The organism is Helicobacter pylori (assembly GCF_001998165.1).
Lineage (GTDB): Bacteria > Campylobacterota > Campylobacteria > Campylobacterales > Helicobacteraceae > Helicobacter > Helicobacter pylori_DL.
In genome coordinates, this window is sequence record NZ_MTWR01000004.1 from 12,142 (window position 1) to 33,527 (window position 21,386).

19 protein-coding genes and 1 pseudogene are annotated in these 21,386 nt (G+C 39.6%); 9 read left to right on the forward strand and 11 right to left on the reverse strand.

Translation table 11 applies throughout. From position 1 onward, the window contains the following. The first annotated feature begins 87 nt into the window (after window positions 1–87). Complete coding sequence (gene ccoG / locus BZK24_RS00690) at window positions 88–1,464, forward strand: cytochrome c oxidase accessory protein CcoG (RefSeq protein WP_077656256.1); 1,377 nt, start codon at window positions 88–90, stop codon at window positions 1,462–1,464. Window positions 1,465–1,473: 9 nt separating this feature from the next. Here ccoG and BZK24_RS00695 read toward each other — a convergent pair whose 3' ends face one another. Further along, entirely contained in the window at window positions 1,474–2,673 is a 1,200-nt protein-coding gene (locus BZK24_RS00695; protein ID WP_077656257.1) for a saccharopine dehydrogenase family protein, read from the reverse strand. 85 nt (window positions 2,674–2,758) lie between these two features. Here BZK24_RS00695 and gltS point away from each other — a divergent pair, with 85 nt between their 5' ends. The 4 genes from gltS to BZK24_RS00715 are packed head-to-tail and all read left to right on the forward strand — an operon-like array spanning window position 2,759 to window position 8,112. Next, window positions 2,759–3,985: a sodium/glutamate symporter gene (gene gltS / locus BZK24_RS00700; RefSeq protein WP_077656258.1), complete on the forward strand. Its 1,227-nt coding sequence runs from the start codon at window positions 2,759–2,761 to the stop codon at window positions 3,983–3,985. 3 nt (window positions 3,986–3,988) lie between these two features. Beyond that, on the forward strand, window positions 3,989–5,023 hold the full coding sequence (locus BZK24_RS00705; RefSeq protein ID WP_077656259.1) for a dihydrofolate reductase family protein: 1,035 nt from the start codon (window positions 3,989–3,991) through the stop codon (window positions 5,021–5,023). Further along, a complete protein-coding gene (locus BZK24_RS00710; protein ID WP_077656260.1) occupies window positions 5,005–5,721 on the forward strand; it encodes a tRNA1(Val) (adenine(37)-N6)-methyltransferase in 717 nt (238 codons plus the stop codon). Before BZK24_RS00705 ends, BZK24_RS00710 begins: the two co-directional genes overlap by 19 nt. A 24-nt stretch (window positions 5,722–5,745) precedes the next feature. Next, a complete protein-coding gene (locus tag BZK24_RS00715; RefSeq protein ID WP_077656261.1) occupies window positions 5,746–8,112 on the forward strand; it encodes a heavy metal translocating P-type ATPase in 2,367 nt (788 codons plus the stop codon). Here BZK24_RS00715 and BZK24_RS00720 read toward each other — a convergent pair. Next, the gene (locus BZK24_RS00720) at window positions 8,109–8,546 is read right to left on the reverse strand and encodes a CopD family copper resistance protein (protein ID WP_077656262.1); all 438 of its coding nucleotides are present in this window, start codon (window positions 8,544–8,546) and stop codon (window positions 8,109–8,111) included. The genes BZK24_RS00715 and BZK24_RS00720 overlap by 4 nt on opposite strands. Window positions 8,547–8,727: 181 nt before the next feature. On the opposite strand from BZK24_RS00720, the gene BZK24_RS00725 reads away from it, so the two are divergent. Continuing rightward, window positions 8,728–9,891, forward strand: a complete 1,164-nt coding sequence (locus BZK24_RS00725; protein WP_171972359.1) for an outer membrane protein — start codon at window positions 8,728–8,730, stop codon at window positions 9,889–9,891. Between the two features lie 129 nt (window positions 9,892–10,020). Here BZK24_RS00725 and BZK24_RS09825 read toward each other — a convergent pair. The 9 genes and pseudogenes from BZK24_RS09825 to BZK24_RS00765 form a co-directional block, all read right to left on the reverse strand. Next, window positions 10,021–10,131 (reverse strand): annotated as a pseudogene (locus tag BZK24_RS09825) (restriction endonuclease); the annotation flags it as partial. A 24-nt stretch (window positions 10,132–10,155) separates the two neighbouring features. Further along, entirely contained in the window at window positions 10,156–11,070 is a 915-nt protein-coding gene (locus tag BZK24_RS00730) for a phospholipase D-like domain-containing protein (protein WP_171972353.1), read from the reverse strand. A 114-nt stretch (window positions 11,071–11,184) separates the two neighbouring features. Then, the gene (locus BZK24_RS00735) at window positions 11,185–12,252 is read right to left on the reverse strand and encodes an LptF/LptG family permease (RefSeq protein ID WP_077656264.1); all 1,068 of its coding nucleotides are present in this window, start codon (window positions 12,250–12,252) and stop codon (window positions 11,185–11,187) included. Between the two features lie 9 nt (window positions 12,253–12,261). Further along, window positions 12,262–12,822 carry an aminoacyl-tRNA hydrolase gene (pth, locus tag BZK24_RS00740; protein ID WP_077656265.1) on the reverse strand — a complete coding sequence of 187 codons (561 nt, stop codon included), beginning with the start codon at window positions 12,820–12,822 and terminating at the stop codon, window positions 12,262–12,264. Window positions 12,823–12,831: 9 nt separating this feature from the next. After that, entirely contained in the window at window positions 12,832–13,368 is a 537-nt protein-coding gene (locus BZK24_RS00745) for a 50S ribosomal protein L25/general stress protein Ctc (RefSeq protein WP_077656266.1), read from the reverse strand. Between the two features lie 54 nt (window positions 13,369–13,422). Beyond that, window positions 13,423–14,373: a transaldolase gene (gene tal / locus BZK24_RS00750; RefSeq protein ID WP_077656267.1), complete on the reverse strand. Its 951-nt coding sequence runs from the start codon at window positions 14,371–14,373 to the stop codon at window positions 13,423–13,425. A 2-nt stretch (window positions 14,374–14,375) separates the two neighbouring features. Next, entirely contained in the window at window positions 14,376–15,719 is a 1,344-nt protein-coding gene (locus tag BZK24_RS00755; protein ID WP_077656268.1) for a UDP-N-acetylmuramoyl-L-alanyl-D-glutamate--2,6-diaminopimelate ligase, read from the reverse strand. A 3-nt stretch (window positions 15,720–15,722) separates the two neighbouring features. Then, a complete protein-coding gene (locus BZK24_RS00760) occupies window positions 15,723–16,334 on the reverse strand; it encodes a hypothetical protein (RefSeq protein ID WP_001168620.1) in 612 nt (203 codons plus the stop codon). A 12-nt stretch (window positions 16,335–16,346) separates the two neighbouring features. Further along, entirely contained in the window at window positions 16,347–16,616 is a 270-nt protein-coding gene (locus BZK24_RS00765) for a NifU family protein (protein WP_000569296.1), read from the reverse strand. 140 nt (window positions 16,617–16,756) lie between these two features. On the opposite strand from BZK24_RS00765, the gene BZK24_RS00770 reads away from it, so the two are divergent. The 3 genes from BZK24_RS00770 (at window position 16,757) to BZK24_RS00780 (ending at window position 21,376) form a co-directional block, all read left to right on the forward strand. Further along, on the forward strand, window positions 16,757–18,358 hold the full coding sequence (locus BZK24_RS00770) for an inorganic phosphate transporter (protein ID WP_077656269.1): 1,602 nt from the start codon (window positions 16,757–16,759) through the stop codon (window positions 18,356–18,358). Between the two features lie 139 nt (window positions 18,359–18,497). Continuing rightward, complete coding sequence (locus BZK24_RS00775; RefSeq protein WP_000533778.1) at window positions 18,498–19,847, forward strand: hemolysin family protein; 1,350 nt, start codon at window positions 18,498–18,500, stop codon at window positions 19,845–19,847. Beyond that, window positions 19,844–21,376, forward strand: coding sequence for a TolC family protein (locus BZK24_RS00780; protein WP_077656270.1), 1,533 nt, complete (start codon window positions 19,844–19,846; stop codon window positions 21,374–21,376). Before BZK24_RS00775 ends, BZK24_RS00780 begins: the two co-directional genes overlap by 4 nt. Window positions 21,377–21,386: the final 10 nt, after the last annotated feature.

The following is a 21,386-nucleotide window of genomic DNA, read 5'->3' on the forward strand; positions in this document are numbered from 1 at the left end:
AATAGCGATCATTATAACATGTTGCTTTTTAAGTGAAAGCGTTAAGTTGTTAGGGTATAGTGGCTTAAAAATTTTAGGATATTGAGAATGCTTGAAACTTCTAGCCATTTTTTAAAATCGTTCCGCTTGAAGCGTTATATAGGGTTTTTATTGATTTCTTTAGCGCTACTGATCACGCCCTTTGTTCGCATTGATGGGGCGCATTTGTTTTTGATCTCCTTTGAACATAAGCAATTGCATTTTTTAGGCAAGATCTTTAGCGCTGAAGAATTGCAAGTCATGCCTTTTATGGTTATTTTGCTTTTTATAGGGATTTTTTTCATCACCACTAGCCTTGGGCGTGTGTGGTGCGGGTGGGCTTGCCCGCAAACCTTTTTAAGGGTGCTTTATAGAGATGTGATTGAAACCAAGATTTTCAAACTCCATAAAAAGATCAGCAACAAACAAGAAAGCCCTAAAAACACCCCAAGCTACAAGGCGCGTAAAGTATTGAGCGTTTTGTTGTTCGCTCCTGTTGTTGCGGGGCTAATGATGTTGTTTTTCTTTTATTTCATCGCCCCAGAAGATTTTTTTATGTATCTTAAAAACCCTAGCGATCACCCTATTGCTATGGGTTTTTGGCTTTTTAGCACGGCTGTGGTGCTATTTGATATAGTGGTGGTTGCGGAGCGTTTTTGCATTTATTTATGCCCTTACGCTAGGGTGCAATCGGTGTTGTATGACAATGACACCTTAAACCCTATTTATGATGAAAAGCGCGGCGGAGTACTTTATGACAATCAGGGCCGCCTTTTTCCCTTACCCCCCAAAAAACGCAGTGCGGAAAACGAATGCGTGAATTGTTTGCATTGCGTGCAGGTTTGCCCCACGCATATTGATATTAGGAAAGGCTTGCAATTAGAATGCATCAATTGCTTAGAGTGCGTGGATGCATGCACGATTACCATGGCTAAATACAACCGCCCTTCACTCATCCAATGGTCTTCAACTAACGCCATTAATACGCGCCAAAAAGTGCGCCTAGTGCGTTTAAAAACGATCGCTTACATGGGGGTTATCGCTATTGTGATAGCCCTTTTAGCCATCACTTCGTTTAAAAAAGAACGCATGCTCTTAGACATTAACCGCAACAGCGATCTGTATGAATTGCGATCTAGTGGGTATGTGGATAACGATTACGTGTTTTTATTCCACAACACGGACAATAAAGACCATGAGTTTTATTTCAAAATTTTAGGGCAAAAAGACATCCACATCAAAAAGCCTTTAAACCCTATCGCCATTAAAGCCGGACAAAAGATCAAAGCGGTAGTGATTTTAAGAAAACCCCTAAAAAGTAACGCCACAGAATACAAACGCGCTAAAGACGCTCTAATCCCTATTACCATACAAGCTTATAGTGCAGACGATAAGAATATTACGATAGAAAGGGAATCGGTGTTTATTGCGCCCAGTGAAGATTGAAGCCTAAAATTAGCGCTCAATCACTTCATAAGGCAAGCCTTGTTTGATCAATTCTTCCATGAAAGGATCGGTGTTTAATTCTTCTATGTTGAACACCCCGGCTTTAAAATGCTCCACGCTCCAAGTGTCGTTGCAAATCATTTTAGCCGCGCACATCGCTGGCACGCCGGTGGTGTAGCTTATGGCTTGCGAACCCACTTCTTCATAGCATTTTTTGTGATCGCACACGTTGTAAATGTAGAGCGTTTTGTCTTGGTTGTTTTTAATGCCGGTCATGTAGCACCCGATGTTGGTTTTACCGGTGGTGTCTTTGGCTAGAGTGGCCGGGTCCGGAAGCAAGGTTTTTAAAAATTGTATCGGCACGATTTTTACGCCTTGATGCTCTATTTCTTTAATGCCTAGCATGCCGACATTTTCCAAGCATTTCATGTGGGTTAAATAATTTTGAGAGAAAGTCATAAAAAATCTCGCCCTCCTCAAGCCCTTAATGTTTTTGACTAACGATTCCAATTCTTCATGGTATAAAAGATACGAATCCATTTCGCCAATTTGCGGGTAAGCCCACACTTGCTTGATTTCTAAAGGCTTAGTTTCAATCCATTTGCCATTTTCATAATAACGCCCTTTAGAGCTGACTTCTCTCAAATTGATTTCAGGGTTAAAATTCGTGGCAAAAGGGCGTTTGTGATCCCCAGCGTTGCAATCTAAAATATCTAAAGTGTGGATAGTGTCAAAATGGTGTTTTTGAGCGTGAGCGACATAAGCGTTCGTAACGCCCGGATCAAACCCAGCCCCTAAAACCCCTAAAATCCTTGCTTCTTTATAAGCCTTGTCAAACGCCCATTGCTCTTTGTATTCAAACTTCGCTAAATCCGGGTGTTCGTAATTGGCGGTATCAATGTAATGCGTTTTAGTCTCTAAACATGCTTGCATGATCGTTAAATCTTGATAGGGTAAAGCCACATTAACAACGACTTTAGGCTTGTGTTTTTGGATTAAAGCGACTAAGGCTTGCGTATCATCGGCATCCACTTGCTCAACGCCAATTTCCCCCAAACCCTTTTTGAGCATGCTTTCTTTAATTGCATGGCATTTGTCTAAGCTCCTGCTCGCTAAAATGATATTTTTAAACACATCTCTGTTCATGCCCATTTTGTGCGCTACCACACTGCCTACGCCACCAGCTCCAATTTGTAATACTGTATGCAAGGAACACCTACTTTCTAACTAATCTCGTTCTTTTAGGGGGGTATTATATTATAATAAGATAAATTTGATTAATAAGGATGCAGGCTTGCAAGAAATTAAGTTGGATATTTATGCCACTTTGGTGTGCATGGTTTTAGTGTTACTCTTGGGGCGTTATGTGATTTCTAAAGTCAAGTTTTTAAGAGATTATGATATTCCAGAGCCTGTTGTGGGCGGGGTTTTAGTCGCTTTTTTTATCATGTTAGCGCGTCAGTTTTACAATTTTGGTTTGCAGTTTGATTCTTCTTTAAAAGATCCTTTAATGCTGACTTTTTTTATCACCATTGGTTTGAGCGCGGATTTCAAATCTTTACAAAAAGGCGGCAAAATGCTTGCGGTTTTTTTGCTGGCTGTGGCGGGGTTTGTGGTGTGTCAAAATGCAGTGGGGATTTCTATCGCTAGCCTTTTAGGGGTCAATCCTTTAATGGGGCTTTTAGGGGGATCGATCGCTTTAGTGGGGGGGCATGGCACTAGCGCGGCATGGGCTAATTTTTTCACCCAACCACCTTATAATTTTAGCTCTAGCTTGGAAGTGGGTATGGTGTGCGCGACTTTTGGCTTGGTGAGTGGGGGGATTATTGGAGGGCCTGTCGCTAAATATTTGATTTCAAGATACAAACTAGAGCCTAAAGACACTAAAGAAAAAGACACTTTAGAGGGCGTGGTGTCTAAAGGTTTTGAAACCCCTAAAGAGCAGCGCCTAATCACCGCATCCAGTTTTGTAGAAACCTTAGCTCTCATTGCAATAGCTTTATTAGTGGGGACTTTTTTATCGCATCTGATGCCTAAAAGTTTCACTTTACCGACTTTCGTGTGGTGCTTGTTTGTGGGGGTTATTTTAAGAAATGCCTTGTCGTTTTTTAAAATCCATAGCGTGTTTGACAGAGAGGTTTCAGTTATAGGGAACGTGAGCTTGAGCCTGTTTTTAGCCTACGCTTTAATGAGCGTGAATTTGTTAGAATTGTTAAAACTCGCTGTGCCTTTAGCGGTTATTTTGAGCGTTCAAGTGGTATTTATGATCTTTTATGTGGTGCTTGTAACCTTTAGGGTATGCGGGAAGGATTATGATGCGGCGGTGTTGTGCGCGGGGCATTGCGGTTTTGGGCTTGGAGCGACTCCAACGGCTATGGTGAATATGCAAACCATCACCAACCACTACGGGCCATCGCATGTAGCGTTTATTGTCGTGCCTTTAGTGGGAGCGTTTTTTGTTGATATTATTAATGCTTTAGCGATTAAAGGCTTTTTGCTTTTGCCTTTTTTCCCTAGTTAAACCATGAGACTTTATGAAAGTTTATTAGAAATGTGCTTGAATAAGGCGTGGGAATATCAAACCCTAGCCTTAGAAAACCCAAGCGTGGCCTGCATGGTGCTAGATAAAAACCATGAGATCTTGAGTTTAGAAACCCATAAAAAAGCCAAAACCCCGCATGCAGAAGTCTTGGCCGCCCAATCAGCGTTAAAGATTTTACGCCCCCATTTAAAAAGCGATTTAGAAAAATTAGAAGACCCTAAAATTTTAAGCGATTTTTTAAAAACACACCACGATAACGCCTTTAAAGACTGCGTTTTTTTAATCACCCTAGAGCCATGCAATTCTTATGGTAAAACCCCGGCATGCAGCGGATTGTTAGAAATTTTAAAGCCTAAAAGAGTGGTCATTGCCGCAGAAGAAAACGAAGCTAAAAAAGGGGGCTTAGCAAGGCTACAAAAGGCTCATATTGAAACAATGATTTGTCATAATTTAGAAAACAAGGCTAAGGACTTGCTCTTGCCTTTTAGGGTAATGGAACAAAAGGGGCGTTTTAATTTGTTCAAACTCGCTTTAAGGATGAATGGGGATTATTACCATGGCAAGATCACCGGGCAAAAAAGCGTTATTTTCACGCACAACCAGCGAGCGGTATGCGACACGCTCATCATTTCTGGGAAAACCATAAGAACGGACAACCCCTTATTAGACGCTCGCTTTTGCGATAGCTTTTATCACAATAAAAACCCCAATATCGCTATTTTATCCAAGCACTCAATTGATCCCCATTCAAAAGTTTTTTTTGCACCCAATCGTTTGGTTAATATTTTCAACAACCCTAAAGATTTACCCCTAGAGAAAGGGTTTAATTTCATTGAAGGGGGGTGGGGATTGTTTGAGAGCTTGAGGGACAAAATTGATGCGTTGCTTTTGCATTCGCATGCGTCTATGATTAACGAAGCGTTTAGTGCATTCGCTTTAAAAACCCCTTTTAAAGGGCGGTTGTTGCATGCGCAAATCTTAGAAAATGAAGCCCTTTTATGGATAGAAAACTCTTAAGATTATACCAGCCCTTAAACGCTTATTCTTACAACAGCGATTCGCTTTTTTTATACGATTTTTCACGCCCTTTTATCAAAAATAGCGGCGCGATTTTAGACATAGGCTCAGGGTGTGGGGTTCTAGGCTTGCTCTGCGCTAGAGACAACCCGCTAGCGAGCGTTCATTTAGTGGAAAAGGATAGCAAAATGGCGTTTTGCTCCCAAAAAAACGCCCTTAAATTCCCTAACGCTCAAGTGTTTGAGGGCGATTTTTTAGATTTCAACCCTCCAATTTTGTATGATGCGATTGTGTGTAACCCTCCTTTTTATGCCTTAGGATCTATTAAATCTCAAATTAAAGGGCATGCGAGGCACCAGAGCGAATTAGACTTCGCTTCTTTAGTGGCTAAAGTGAAAAAATGCCTAAAACCTAAAGGGTATTTTATTTTTTGCTATGAAGCCTTGTCGCTTTGCTTGGTCATAGAGAGTTTAAAAAGCGCTAAACTCACGCTAGAAACTTTAAGGTTTGTCCAAAGTTTTAAAGACAAAAACGCTCATTTGATGCTTGGAGCGGCTAGGAATAATTCCAAAAGCGCCCTAAAAGTCTTGCCCCCTTTAATCACGCACCATTCCAAAAACCAAAGCGACAACACCAAAGAAGTTTTAAGCATCTATCAAATCTGTAACACTTATTCTATCAAAGCGCTTCTGAATTAGCGCCTCTAAATTAAGGATTCAAAAATGAAATGTTCGCATTGCCAGTTGGAGTTTAAAGAAAGTGAGCTTTTTAAAGAGGTGATCAATCATAAAGAATTGTATTTTTGCTGCACGGGGTGCGCTAGGGTGTATGCGTTATTATTGGATTTGAATTTAGAGAGCTTTTATGACAAATTAAACGATTCCACTTTAGCCCCCGTAACGCCCCAAGATTCAATGAATATTTTAGAATTAGAACAGGCCCTTGAAGAAAACAATAAGGGCGAATTAATCCTTAATCTTTTGCTAGAAAAAACGCATTGTAACGCTTGCTTGTGGCTCAATCAAAAGGTTTTAGAGCGCTTAAAGGGGGTTAAAAAAGTGAGCGTGAATTTCACCACCCACCATTTGCAAATCGTGTTTGACAAGTCCTTAAACCCTAAAGAGATTATTCAAAAAATTGAGAGTTTGGGCTATGGGGCTAAAATTTATAACGCAAAAAATTACACCCTGAAAGCCCAAAAAGAGCAACGCTCCTACTTGCTCACTTTAAGCGTGGGGTTTTTTGCCACCATGAATTTGATGTTTATTGCCATTGCCAAATACGCAAGTTATGGTAGCGCGAGTTATGGCGGTGCGAGTTATGGCGGTGGTATGGATAAGCTCATGCAAAGGAATTTGGATCTCGTATCGCTCTTTTTAAGCTTGTTGGTGTTAGTGGTGGTGGGGCGTTTTTTCATTAAGGGGGCGTTTTATGGGCTAAAAAATGGCGTTTTGGGCATGGATTTGAGCGTGTCTTTTGGGGCGTTATCGGCGTTTGTTTATTCCATTTATGCGATGTTGGTGTCTCAAGAGACTTATTTTGAAGCGAGCAGCACGATTTTAACGCTTGTTTTTGGCTCTAAGTTTTTGGAATTAAAAGCCAGGCTGTTTGCGAATGAAAAATGTTTGGCCCTAGAATCGCATGAAATCCATAGCGTGATTGTTGTAGAAAATGGCAAACAGATAGAAAAACACCCTAAAGATGTGGCGATAGGCTCTGTTGTTTGGGTGCCAAGCGGAGCTAAAATCGCTTTAGATGGCGTGCTTTTAAGTAATGCGAGCGTGGATGCGTCTTTGATCAGTGGGGAGTTTAAGCCTTTGGAATTGGGGGTTAATGATCCAATTTTAGGGGGTTATGTGAATGTGGGCGTGCCTTTTATCTATCAAGTGAGCGCTAATTTCCAAAACTCACGCCTTTCTAGTTTGCTAGAAACTTTAAAAAAGAGTTTTTTAGAAAAGCCCTTAATTGAGAGCAGCGCGAATCAAATTGCGGATATTTTTTCTAAAGCGGTGTTGTTTTTAGCCTTTGTAAGCTTTTTATTATGGCAATTTGGTTTGGGGGGTAATTTTGAAAAAGCCTTAATGGTGTGTATTAGCGTGTTAGTCATCAGCTGCCCTTGCGCATTCGCCTTGGCCACACCCATTGCGTTAGTGATAGGGGTGTTTAAAAACCCTTTGATCGTGTTTAAGGAAGCGTTATTTTTAGAAACTCTGGCTAAAGTGAAAAAAATCTTTATAGACAAAACCGGCACCCTCACGCAAAAAGAAGTCCTTTTAAAAGAAAAAATCATTTATGAAGAATTTGATGGAAGGCTTTTGAAGAGCCTTTTAAAAAACAGGGAGCATTTAGCCCATAGCGCGATTCTTAAATCATTAGATGGCGATGAGGTTAATTTAGAAAAGATAGAGTTTTTCGCTCATGGCTTAAAAGCGAGCTATCAAAACGAAACTTTGCTAGTGGGGAGTTTGAAATTTTTAAACGCTATGGGGGTTGATTTAAAGGTCAAAGAGGGCGCTAATATCATGGTAGGTTTTGCGAAAAACAAGACCTTATGCGCGTTATTCATTTTAGAAGAGCGTTTGAAAGCTAACGCTAAAGAAGTCATTCAGGCTTTACAAAATCAAGGATTAGAATTAGAAATTTTAAGCGGGGATAATGAAAGCTCGGTTAAGGAGTGCGCGAAAAAATTAGGGATTTCTAAGTATCATGCTAATTTGACCCCTGAAGATAAGGCTCAAATCATCAGCTCTTATAAGGGCGTGTGCGCAATGATAGGCGATGGCAATAATGACGCGCTAGCCTTAAAACAAGCGAGCGTTTCTTTGGGGTTTGAAAAAAGCGCTTTGAGTAAAAGCGCATGCGATATTTTGCTTTTAGAAGAGGATTTGAGTTTGCTAGAAAAAGCGTTTCATAACGCTCAAAAAGTCTATCAAGTGGTGCTGCAAAACATTGTTTTGAGCTTGATTTATAACGCTGTTTTAATCCCGGTCGCTATGCTAGGATACATCAACCCTTTAATAGCGAGTTTGAGCATGAGTGGTAGCTCGCTCTTGGTGGTTTTAAATTCTTTGAGGTTGAAGCGAACTTAAACAAACCACATCGTTTTGGCTAAAATGGCGATTAAAAAGCCAAAAGTTAGAGCGATAGGGTGGATATATTTACCAATAGGGTTTTTCTTGCCCAAAAACTTACATAATAAAGAAAAAAGCACCAAAAGAAAAATGCTTAACGCTAAGATCACTTTAAGCATGAGTATCTTTTGAAAAGGGGTTTCACACCAGCCTTTATCGCCCCCCATGTATTGACTAAGCATCATGCCCCCTGTTAAAACAAGCCCTAAAACGCATAAGGGCATGATTTTGATCGCTCTTTGAGTGATTCCTGTATTCGCTTTATTGGCAAACTCTTCGCCAAACATTTTCTTCACATTGGGGAAAATTACCTCATCAAAAAACAAGTAGCCAATAAAAATAATGGCGCACAATAAATGAACAACCAACACATAAGGATAAATCGCATCCATTTAAAATCCTTTATTCATGGGAAAATTAAAGAGTTTTTAATCTACTATAAAAGGATTTTATTGTCAAGTATCCCACTATTATGGGAATTTTAGGGGTGGTTTTTGTTTGACTTTTAAGATTGCAATTAGCTATAATAAAATAATTAAAAAAGTAACACTTAAGCGGAGACCCTAGAGAGTGATGCTCAATTTTATGACAAAGAAGAAAAATAGAATGCAAGGTTGCAAAATGGTTTGTAAAAATTTTAATCGTAAGGAATCTGTTTTGATAGCTCAATCTTTAGATATTTCTAAAAAAGGCTCGGTAATTTTAGGCGCTCTTTTGAGTTCGTTATGGCTGACAAACCCCTTAAATGCCCATGAAAAGAATGGCGCGTTTGTGGGGATTAGCCTGGAAGTGGGTAGGGCTGATCAAAAGACCAACGCTTATAAAAACGGCGAGTTATTTCAAGTGCCTTTTGGCGATGTTTCAGCCAATGATAATGGTAAAGTCCCTGACGGGCAGACTGGTGGCTGTCAGCCAGCTTCAGGGACGCCAGGAACGCCAGGCTATACTAAAGCTAACTGCGTGGTCAATTGGACTTCGCGCACCATGCTTAGCACCAATAAGGACATTCCTGGCCGTAACCAGCCGATGTATGGGCTAGGCGTGATGACAGGGTATAAGCATTTTGTGGGTAAAAAAAGGTGGTTTGGGTTGCGTTATTATGGCTTTTTTGATTATGGGCATACCAATTTCTCTAACTCCAGAGCCGCTAACGCTATATCGCCTTTTTATTTGAGCGATCAAAAAGCGGACATGTATACTTATGGTTTTGGCACAGACATGCTTTTTAACATTATAGACAAGCCTAAAGCCACGGTTGGGTTTTTTCTAGGCGTGAATTTTGCGGGTAACACTTGGACTAACAATCGTGTGGGGTATTTTAAGGACGGGTATGTTTATGGCGTCAATACGGACGCTGACGCTTACATGACTAACGCTGATGGCACAATCACTTGCGGGGACACGACGCCGGCGAGTTGCAATGTGGGGATTAACCCTAATAGCGTCTATACCACAGGAAAATTAAACGCTAAAGTGAATAACACGATTTTCCAGTTTTTAGTGAATGTGGGCATTAGGACTAATATTTTTGAACACCATGGCATTGAGTTTGGTATCAAAATCCCCACGCTCCCTAATCACTTTTTTAAAGGCTCTACTACTATAAGAGCGAAAAAACAAGGCCCGCTAGAGAATGGGAACCCGACTACTATCACAGGAGCAGAAACCAATTTCAGCTTAACCCAAACCTTACGCCGTCAGTATTCTATGTATTTGCGTTATGTTTATACTTTTTAAGTTTGGTAGGGTTTTAGGCAAGGCTTAGATATGAAAGCTTGACGCTTTAAGCTTTCAAATCGTCATTGAGTTGCAATAATTCTGCACTGTTTTCTACTTTTTTGATAAAATCATCATTACTGCCAATGAGTCCTTATGCTGTTGTGGTGATATTTCTATAATGCGTTCTAATTCTTCATCGCTAAAGATATATTCATTGGAGTCAAATTTTTCTTTCAATTCTTTATTTTGATTGATAGAGATAGTCTCGCAAAATAAATACCTCTAGCGTCCTTTATACGAACGCCCTTTTGGTGTTAGAGCATAAAAACCTTTTTGCAATCTCTCAAAGAGTCCTAAACCTTGTTTTGAATGGCTATCTTTTTGATGGTGGTTGAGTTCGCCCCTGATAGTGTTCCTAAAAGTATCGCTTTTGTATTTGTATCCCCACTCTTCTTTTTTTATTCGCTCTTCTAATGCTTGATAAATATCTTGTAATGCTACTTGTTTAACGCCTTTTTCCTCACAGGAAAAAATAAATTCCACTATCATTGCCTTAATAGAGGGGATAGTTCCAGGAAGCAATTTTTCTTGTTTTTCAATCTCTTTAATCTTTTCTTGAATGCTTTTATCTTTTGAGACTTTTTGTTCATTTTTAATAATGGCACTAAAAACTTCATCATAGCTTTCTAAATACTCTTCATTAGGAGTGAACAGACTATCTGCATATTTTATAGAATTGTAGATAGCGTTTAGTTGTGAGTAATATAGTGGTTTCTTTTCTGTAAAAATGGTATTGACTTCAAAATTATTCTCCAACCCCCCTTTGGTTAAGTTGGTGCTGCCTATAATGGAAGTTTTTTCTTTTCCGTTGTCAAACATATAAATTTTAGGGTGGAATACAATATCTGTTTTGTTATTTTCTTTGTCGCCGTAGCAATAAAATCTTAATTTTTTATAAGTTTTATTTAAGTCTAGCAAAAATCGTATGGATTTTGAGTCGGTTGTTTTAAAATCAAGTCCTACAATAATCTCAAATTCTGCCCCCTTTTTTAAAGAATCAATCAAAGCATCTTGAATCACTTCAACCCCACTGTATTTTAAAAAAGCAACTGCAATGTGAGTGTCTAAAGAATTTCTCAGCCCTTCAGTAATCACTTTGGGATAATTGAGATTAGATAGGATTTGAACAGAACTCACCAAAAACCTTAATAATTTTTTAGGCTATTTTACAAGTCTTAAGTTAATGTTGCATTGTAGGTCTTTTAATTTAGATCTCTAATGAGAGCTTGAGTTGCTATAGGTTTATAAATCCTACAACCTCTTATTAAGCTTTTTAAAATACCAAAGACTGAGGGCTAAGAATACGAAAAAGGGCGATAGCACGCCTATTTCAGGAATGAGTATCCCTGAAATGCTGAACTTCCCTAAAGCAAAGAATAGCCCCCAAACAACGAGCGTGATAATGATAAACTTTAGCCCTAAAAGAGCCAGGTTTTCATAGCGGGCGAGACTGGGCGAAAAATAAGCGATTAAAACGCTTAAAAACGGCACAAAAAAGGGCAAGATCGCAAACACATACAAAAACGAGCGCACTTTTTTCGTGTCCGCGTTTTGGCGCACTAAAGCATGCAAGGATAAAAGAGCGTCTGTGATAGAAACCGCAGGCTTGTTTTGATAAATGGTGTCCAAAACTTTAGGGCGGAAATTTTTGAGCGTTTTAAAGGTTTTTAAACGCGTGGTGTTTAAAGCGTTGTTGCCCAGTTCAAAACTCAAGGGCATTTCATAGATAGTAGTGTCATGCAAGATCCAATACTTGTCTTCAAAAAAAGCTTCTTTAGCTTCAGCATAAGATTCTAAAGTCCTGTCTTTTAAGCGAAACACCTTGATATTTTGGGCTTTTTGCAATAAGGGATTAATCTTATCAAAATACACGTAATCATCGTTATATTTCACTAACAAATGCTCTGAAACGCTCAAAGAATTGTCTTTGTAGATCAAATTTTGCGTTTTTTCTTCCATATACACAAAAGGAGTCGCGTTCAACCCCACATAAATAGCCGTGAAAAACAAGCTAATCAAAAAAATAGGGTTTAAAATCTGGCGTTTGGAAAAGCCAATGGAGAGCAGGGCGGTGTATTGGTTGGATTTAATGAAGGCGATATAAAATAAAACCATCGCCAAAAGCAAGGAAATGGGCAAGGTGTAATTGAGCGCGAATAAAATGTCATAGGTGAAAAATAAAATGATCATGTTCGCAGAATCGGGCATTTTATCGGCGTATTTCAGGCTGTCAATGCCCACAAAGAACAATTCTAAAGCTAAAAGTACGATTAAAAAGTATTTGAAATAATACCACCCTACAAATCTAAACAAACGCACTTTAAACCCCTAACTTTCTATTTTTAAAGGTTTTTTGAGCGTGAAACGATTTTGCATGGCGTTAAAATCATGGCTTTCTATAAAAAATTTTAGGGCGTTTTTGGCATGTTCAAACGCAACGTTTTTTAAAGGCTCTTCGTTGTTGTGGAATTTTGAAAGCACATGCTCAATTACACCAATTCCTTTAGAAATCCCCACCCTCAAGCGGTAATAAGAATTAGAACACAACAAATCAATGGATTTTAAGCCATTATGCCCTCCATTCCCCCCACCCTTTTTAAATCTCACAACGCCCAAAGGTAGATCCAAGTCGTCATGGACAATTAAAAGCTCTTCAGTTTTGTAAAAATTTTTAACGCTTAAAACGCTCTCGCCGCTTAAATTCATGTAAGTTTGGGGCTTGAGTAAGATAAAATCCTTATAAACGCACAAACAAGCGTTGTGTTTGGGAGAAAAAGCGAAAGAAAGATCCAATTCGCTAACGAGTGAATCTAAAATATCAAAACCAGCGTTGTGTCTGGTGTGAGCGTAACGCAAAGTAGGGTTGCCTAAACCTACTAAAAGCGTCATAGCCTGAAATCACTTCGCTTTAATCACACCGATCACAGCGATAGAATCATGATCTAAGATCTTAACATTCTCATGTTTTTCTAAATCGCGTACCAAAATAGACTCATTCACATCTAAAGGGGCTACATCCACTAAATAGTGATCGGGCAAATGCTCTGGAGCGCATTCCACGCTAATACGCTTTTTAGAGAGCATCAAAATCCCTTTATTCTTCAAGCCCACTGGAGTGCCTTGGTGTTTAACGGGGACTTTAAACTTAGACTTCACGCCTCTAGTAACAGCGAGCAAATCCACATGGATAAGCTCGTTAGTAACAGGGTTTTTTTGGTATTCTTGAACCACGACTTCAAAAGTCTTATCCCCTAATTTCACCGGGAAAATCAAATGTTTTTTTTCCTTAAGGTATTTAATGAAAGGGTTTAATTTGAACGCGCCATTCACGTTTTCAACACCCTTTCCATAAACGTTTGCGATTAGATAGCCATCTTTTTTTAAAGCTTTAGCGTTAGCTTTAGTAATACTCTCTCTAATAACGCCTTCTAACATGTCAATCCTTTAAAATAAAATAAGGGTTTATTCTATCCAAAAAACCCTTAAAAATCAAAAACTGCTTAAAAGCTTTTCAAAGGATTGCTTGAACGCTATCAAGCCTTCTTTAAGGAGTTTTTGGGCGGTGTTTTCTAAATCAATGTTTTGCGCTTTCAATTCTTTTTTGAACGCTTCAATTTCTGTAACCTTTAAAGGGGTTTGACACTCGGTATTTGGGTCAAGCAAATAAGCGTTTAAAGCCTCTAGGGGGGCTGTGTTGATAGAGTTTTTAAAACACAGCGCTTTAATATAGTAATCTTTAGCTAAAGCGTTGGATTTAACGCCGGTGGATGCAAAAAGGGTGCTTATTAGTTTATTGGCATGCTGGTTGATTTGGTGATAGCACTCGGTAGCGTTAATGATCCCGCTTTGAGCTTGCAAGTTTTTTGGCACTAGTGGGTCTATTTCTTTGTCAAATCGTGAGACAAACACGCTAATAACCGCTCTTTTTCGCGCCTCTTTGGCTAAGATTTGAGCGATTTCGCCGGCAATTTTAGGCGAAAAGACTAAAGTTACATTAATGGGGATAGAGGCTTGAGCCAGAGCGCTAATGACTTCAAGACCGCTCTCACTCGCCGGGACTTTAATCATCACATTAGGGCGGTTTAATGCTTTGAATAACCGCTTGGCTTCATCAATGCTTTTAATGACATCATCTTCTAAAAAGGGGTCAATTTCTAGGCTAATGTAGCCATTATTAGGGTCTTTTTCATACAAAGGCATTAACGCGCTAGAAGCTTGTAAAATATCCTTTAGCGCCAGAGTTTCATAAATTTCTTTAGCTTTTTGGCCTTTGAGTTTAGCGATTTCATCTTGATAAAACGCGCTTTTTGTGATCGCTTCACAAAACAAACTAGGGTTACTCGTCGCCCCGCAAATAGCCCCCTTATTGATGAGCTTTAAAAAATCGTTTTCTAAAAAATCCCTTTCTATAAAATCGCACCACAAACTGAATTCTTGCATGTTTATCCTTGTTTTAAATTGAGATAATAATCTTTAACGACTTCTTGGTCGCTAAAAAAAATCGTTTTGTCTTTAAAGATTTGAATATTTTCATCGCCCTTGCCTAAAATCAACAACACCTCATCGTCTTTTAAATTTTCTAAAGCGTTTAAAATGGCTTTTTTTCGGTCTTTTTCTACAATGACTTTAGAAGAATTATTGATGCCTTTTAAAATATCCTTAATGATGTCTTCTTCGTTTTCGCTTCTAGGATTGTCTGAAGTTAAGATGATTTGATGCGCATAACAACTCGCTATCGCTCCCATTTTAGGGCGCTTGGTTTTATCCCTATCGCCCCCTGCCCCAAAAAGAGCGGTGATTTTTTGGTTTTTAAAGCTTTCAAAGACTTGTTGCATGCCGTCTGTTGTGTGGGCAAAATCCACGACCACTAAAGGTTTAGGATGCACAATTTCCAAACGCCCCTTAACCCCATAAAAGTTTTCCAATAGCGGTGCGATCGTTTCTAAAGGCAATTGAGTGAGTAGTTTGACCCCCAAAACGCCCGCTAAAATATTATAAAGGTTGTAACGCCCTAAAAGGGGGGAATGTATCAGGGCGGTTTCTTTAAGATTAGGATCTCTTAAATCGTGTTGGTAGCATAAAGACGCGCTAATGGAGGGGTTGAGCGAAAAGGCTTGAACATTCAAATGCGCTCTTTTATCCAGCGCGTAAGTGCGCGCGTTAATGGGGTTAAAAAGGGCGTTTGTTTCATCTCTGTTAATCACTTTCAAGCCCTCATCTTTAAAAAAGCTGTTTTTAGCGTCCCTGTAATTTTCTATATTTTGATGGAAATCTAAATGATCGCTTGTGATATTAGTGAGAATTTTAAGAGCGAAATCAAGCCCGGCGATGCGCTTTTGGGCAATCGCATGGGAGCTCACTTCCATGATAAAGTATTCACACCCCAAACGAATCGCTTCTTCTAAATCGCTATAAAGCTCTAAAAGAGTGGGCGTGGTCAAGCCCTTTTCTTTGATGCGTTCATCGTTGATAAAAAACCCTCTTGTGCCTAAAAGAGCGGTCTTTTTATTCAAATCTAAGAGCAAGGAATACATCAAGCTCGCTGTGGTCGTTTTACCATTAGTGCCTGTAATCCCTACAATTTTAATCTTAAAATCAAAGTAGTTTTTAAGCTCGTTAAAATCCAAAATAGCCAGGTTTTTTTCTGCGATTAAAGGGGCGTATTTTTCGTTTAAAGGCGTTTTGACAAAAAGGATTTCTTCAGGGTTTTCTAAAACTTCATTCGTGTTATCGCTTAAAAAAGAATAGGCGCGGTTTTGATAAGTCAGGGTTTTTTTAAGCTTCATTTTTTAAGCCTTATTGGATTTGAGGGCGTCTTCTAAAAGAGAACGCAAAAATTCATCATAAATAAAAGAATCTTCATGCATGTTTTCAATGTAATTTATTGCTAATTCATAATAGCCATAATGGTTCAATTCTTTCAAAAATTCATAAAAATCCTCTTTATTGTCAAAAATCACCCTAGAGCTGAACATCAAATCTTCAAACGCTTCCTTAAAGCCGCGCTCCAAGCTCAAGCGTTTGAAATCCGCATACAAAATGCCATTCAATTCCTCGCCTTTTTGAGAAATTTGCGCATCAATCTTTTCAGCCATTTGGTTTAACCCCTCATCAAAAGAAGCGATTAAATTGATGATTTGCTCTTCAGCCTGGTTTTTTAAGCTTCGTTTTTGCATAGCGATCAGGCTTTGATACAATTCATAAAAGCTATGGGCTTCTTTAGGGAAATCCTTAGCGATGTCGCTTAATAACGCCCCCACTTTGGCTTTTTGGTTGTCTTTATCCAAAAACAAAACTTCAGAAAAAAGGCGCAACGCTTCAGCGTAATGGGCTTGCTTGAACGCTAAAAATCCCTCTTTAATCAACGCTCGCTTTTTAAATTCATAATCAAACTTTTGCATGCCTAATCATCCTTAAAGCTTATCAAACTCCTTAGCGTTTTCTAAACACACCACTTCTAAATTAGGGTGAATGTCCATTTTAAGCTGCCTTTCAATGACATTTTTTAGAGTGATTTTACTGCTAGAACAAGTCTTACACGCTCCCTCTAAAGCCACATAAATTTTCATGCTTTTCACCCCAAGCACTTCAATATTACCGCCATCTTTGAGCAAGTAAGGGCGGATCTTTTCTATCACAATACGCACCGGTTTTTGTAAATCTTCATCGCTAAATTCTATCATTTTTAAAAACCTTATTTTTAAAATTTTACTTTAAGATACCATATAATGAGCCATTTTTATCAAACGACTCTTTTTAAGAGTGGCTCAAGGGCTAATTGGATAGAATGAAGCCACTATTAGGATAAGGTTTTTGTGACGATATGGAAATTAAAAACATCAAAGAGTTTGAAAAAGCTTCCAAAAAACTCCAAAAAGACACTTTAAAGATCGCTCTCGCTCTTTTGTTCCTCATTGGCGCCGCTTTGCTCGCTCTCATTTTTGGGCAGGCTAATTCTAAGGGATTGTTGCTTATTTTTGCGGCCGTGATTGGGGGCTATATGGCGATGAATATTGGTGCGAACGATGTGTCTAATAATGTCGGCCCTGCCGTAGGCTCTAAAGCCATTAGCATGGGCGGGGCGATTTTGATCGCTGCGGTTTGTGAAATGCTAGGAGCGATCATTGCTGGGGGGGAAGTGGTTTCTACGATTAAGGGCCGTATCGTTTCGCCTGAATTTATTAACGATGCGCACATTTTCATTAATGTCATGTTGGCTAGCCTTTTGAGTGGGGCGTTGTGGTTGCATGTAGCGACTTTAATAGGCGCTCCCGTTTCCACTTCACACTCTGTAGTGGGGGGGATTATGGGGGCTGGAATGGCAGCGGCTGGAATGTCTGCTGTCAATTGGCATTTTTTATCCGGCATTGTGGCCAGTTGGGTAATCTCGCCTTTAATGGGGGCTTTGATAGCCATGTTTTTTTTAATGCTCATTAAAAAGACTATCGCTTATAAAGAAGATAAAAAGAGCGCGGCTTTAAAGGTCGTGCCTTATTTAGTGGCGTTGATGAGCTTAGCCTTTAGCTGGTATTTGATCGTGAAGGTTTTAAAACGCCTCTATGCGGTGGGTTTTGAAATCCAGCTCGCTTGCGGTTGTATTCTTGCGCTTTTGATTTTTATCCTTTTTAAAAGATTTGTGTTAAAAAAAGCCCCGCAATTAGAAAATAGTCATGAAAGCGTTAATGAGCTTTTTAATGTCCCTTTGATTTTTGCTGCTGCGCTTTTAAGCTTTGCCCATGGGGCTAATGATGTGGCTAACGCTATTGGCCCACTAGCCGCTATCAGTCAAACTTTAGAAGATGCGAGCAGCCCTATGGGGAGTACTTTAAACTCTGTGCCGTTGTGGATTATGGTAGTAGGGGCAGCTGGGATCGCTTTAGGCTTGAGCTTGTATGGGCCAAAGCTCATTAAAACGGTGGGGTCTGAAATCACAGAATTAGACAAAATGCAAGCTTTTTGCATCGCGCTTTCAGCGGTCATTACCGTGCTTTTAGCCTCTCAATTAGGCTTACCGGTAAGCTCTACGCATATTGTGGTGGGCGCGGTGTTTGGGGTGGGCTTTTTAAGAGAGCGCTTAAGGGAGCAATCCAGAAGGCGTTTTGCTAGAATCAGAGACAACATTGTAGCGGCGCACTTTGGGGAAGATTTAGAAGAAATTGAAGGCTTTTTAGAACGCTTTGATAAAGCCAATTTGAAAGAAAAATCGCTCATGCTAGAGAGCTTGAAAAAAAGCAAGAACACCGCCATCGCTTTGGAATTGAAAAAGAAAGAAAAAAAGTCGCTTAAAAAAGTGTATAAAGAAGAAGTGATCAAACGCTCCATTTTGAAAAAGATTGTTACCGCTTGGTTGGTAACCGTGCCGGTTTCTGCGCTTTTAGGGGCACTTCTTTTTGTGGCTCTTGGTTTTATAGAAAAGTATTTCTAGGGTTTTTAAAGGCTTGATTTTTTAAATATTTGCTGGATTAAACGCTAAAAATATTTAAAGTTAGGCTTAATCTTTTATGTTAAAATTTTAGGATTTTATCTTTATTTTATATTGATCGTTAGGTTTTAGGTTTAAAGTCATGGGGAGGAGTCAAGGAGCTTATTTGGACCCGTCTGAATCGATTTTGATGTTGATGGTTGCTTTTTTGTTGGTGTTGTTGAACGCTTTTTTTGTGCTTTCAGAGTTTGCCCTTGTGAAAGTGCGTAAAACCCGCTTAGAAGAGCTGGTTAAAATCGGTAATTCCAACGCTAAACTCGCTTTAGAGATGAGTCAAAGATTGGACACTTATTTGAGCGCGACGCAGTTAGGCATCACCCTTTCTTCATTAGCTTTAGGTTGGGTGGGTGAGCCCGCTATCGCAAGGCTGTTAGCCGCGCTATTAGAGTCTATGGATTTAAAGGATAATTCTATTTTCATCCATTCAATGAGCGTGGTTATAGCGTTTTTGAGCATCACTTTTTTTCATGTCGTGTTGGGCGAGATTGTGCCAAAGTCTTTAGCGATCGCCAAATCTGAAAAAGCCACCCTTTTTGCCGCGCGCCCTTTGCATGTGTTTTGGGTGGTGTTTTATCCGGTGGTGCGTTTGTTTGATGTGATCGCTCATTTTTTTTTGAAAAAGATGGGCGTCAATCCTAAAGAGCATGAGGGCATGCATTCTGAAGAAGAGTTAAAAATCATTGTGGGCGAGAGTTTAAGAGAGGGCATTATTGATTCAGTGGAGGGGGAAATCATTAAAAACGCGGTGGATTTTTCTGACACGAGCGCTAAAGAAATCATGACCCCACGAAAAGACATGGTGTGTTTGGACGAAGAAAACAGCTATGAAGAAAATATAGACATTGTTTTAAAAAGCCACTTCACGCGCTACCCTTATTGTAAGGGTTCTAAGGATAATATTATTGGCATGGTGCATATTAGGGACTTGCTTTCTCGCTCTATTTTTACCCCCAAAATGCATGATTTCAAGCAAATCGTTAGGAAAATGATCATCGTCCCTGAAAGCGCGTCTATTTCTCAAATCCTTATCAAAATGAAAAAAGAGCAAATCCATACCGCTTTGGTGATTGATGAATACGGCGGCACGGCCGGGTTGCTCACTATGGAAGATATTATTGAAGAAATCATGGGAGAGATTAGCGACGAATACGACTTGAAACAAGAGGGCGTGAACAAGCTTGAAGAGGGCGTGTTTGAATTAGAGGGCATGCTAGATTTAGAGAGCGTAGAAGAAGTGCTTCATATCCAATTTGACAAAGAATGCGAGCAGGTAACGCTTGGAGGGTATGTTTTCAGCTTGTTAGAGCGCATGCCTATGGAGGGGGATACAATCGTTTCGCATGGGTATGCTTTTGAAGTCTTAAGCGTGGATGGGGCTAGGATAAAACGCTTGAAAGCGGTTAAACAAGATCAGGGAGAAAATGAAGCATGAAAAAAACAACCCTCTTTGTATTGGGCTTATTGTTCAATAGCTCTTTAAGCGCTGTTGATGGGATTTCTCAAACCGAGCCTTCTTCTTTGAAGTTGGCTGAAGACAGCCTACCTTTGAACCACCCTAACGCCCAAAAACTCTCTTTAAAAAACGCATGGAATAGGGTATTGTCTAACCATGAAGGCTTGCATGCACAAGAATACGCCATTAAAAGAGCGAGTAAAATGAAATTAGCGGCTAAACTTTCTTTTTTGCCTCAAATTGATTTGAGCGCTTTTTACGTGTACCTCTCTAACCCCATTAAAATGGATTTTGCCAGCCAAAAACAACCGGGCGTGCAAAAAGCCACCAACCAGATCCATCAAGGCTTGCAAAACATCCAGCAAAATATCCCCCCTCAAGTATTAACCCCTCAAATCCAAGCGGGCATGCAAGGGGTGATGCAAGGTTTTGGGGCTTTGAGCAGCACTTTAGAAGCCCCCTTATTGTTTTCTAATCAAAATGTGGTGCTTGGGGCTTTGAGCATTATTTATCCCCTTTATATGGGTGGGGCAAGATTCACGATGGTGCGCATTGCGGATTTGATGCAAAAAGACGCTAACGAAGTGTATCGCTTGAAAAAGCTCTCCACTTTTCAAGAGCTTGTGAGCGTGTATTATGGCATGGTGTTAAACGCAGAAGTGGCTGAAACTTTAGAAGAGGTAGAAAAAGGCCATTATAAGCATTTCCAAAACGCTTTAAAAATGCAAAAAGTAGGGCAAATCGCTAGGGTAGAAACCTTAGGCGCTCAAGTGGCTTATGATAAGGCCCATATCGCTAGCGTTAAGGCTAAAGACGTGTTAGAAGTTTCGCAGCTCTCGTTCAATTCCATTTTATCTAGCAAGGACGATTTAGCGCCTTCAAGCAAATTAGAGATCCACACCGAGAAAAATCTGCCCGATCTGAGCTTTTTTGTTGCTTCCACGCTCAATTCTTACCCGGTTTTAAAGACTTTAGAAAATCAGGTTCAAATTTCTAAAGAAAACACGAAACTACAGATCGCTAAATTCTTGCCCCAAGTGAGTTTTTTTGGCTCTTATATTATGAAGCAAAACAATTCGGTGTTTGAAGACATGATCCCTAGTTGGTTTGTGGGCGTGGCCGGGCGCATGCCTATTCTTTCTCCCACAGGGCGTATCCAAAAATACCAAGCGAGCAAATTAGCGGAGTTGCAAGTGAGTAGCGAGCAAATCCAGGCTAAAAAAAACATGGAATTATTAGTGAATAAGACTTATAAAGAGACGCTTTCTTATTTGAAAGAATACAAAAGCTTGCTTTCTAGCGTGGAATTAGCCAAGGAAAATTTAAAACTCCAAGAGCAGGCTTTTTTGCAAGGCTTAAGCACGAACGCTCAAGTCATTGATGCGAGGAACACGCTTTCTTCTATCATCGTGGAGCAAAAAAGCGTGGCTTATAAATACATCGTTTCATTAGCGAATTTAATGGCGTTAAGCGATCATATTGATTTATTTTATGAATTTGTTTATTAAAGGAAAAAAT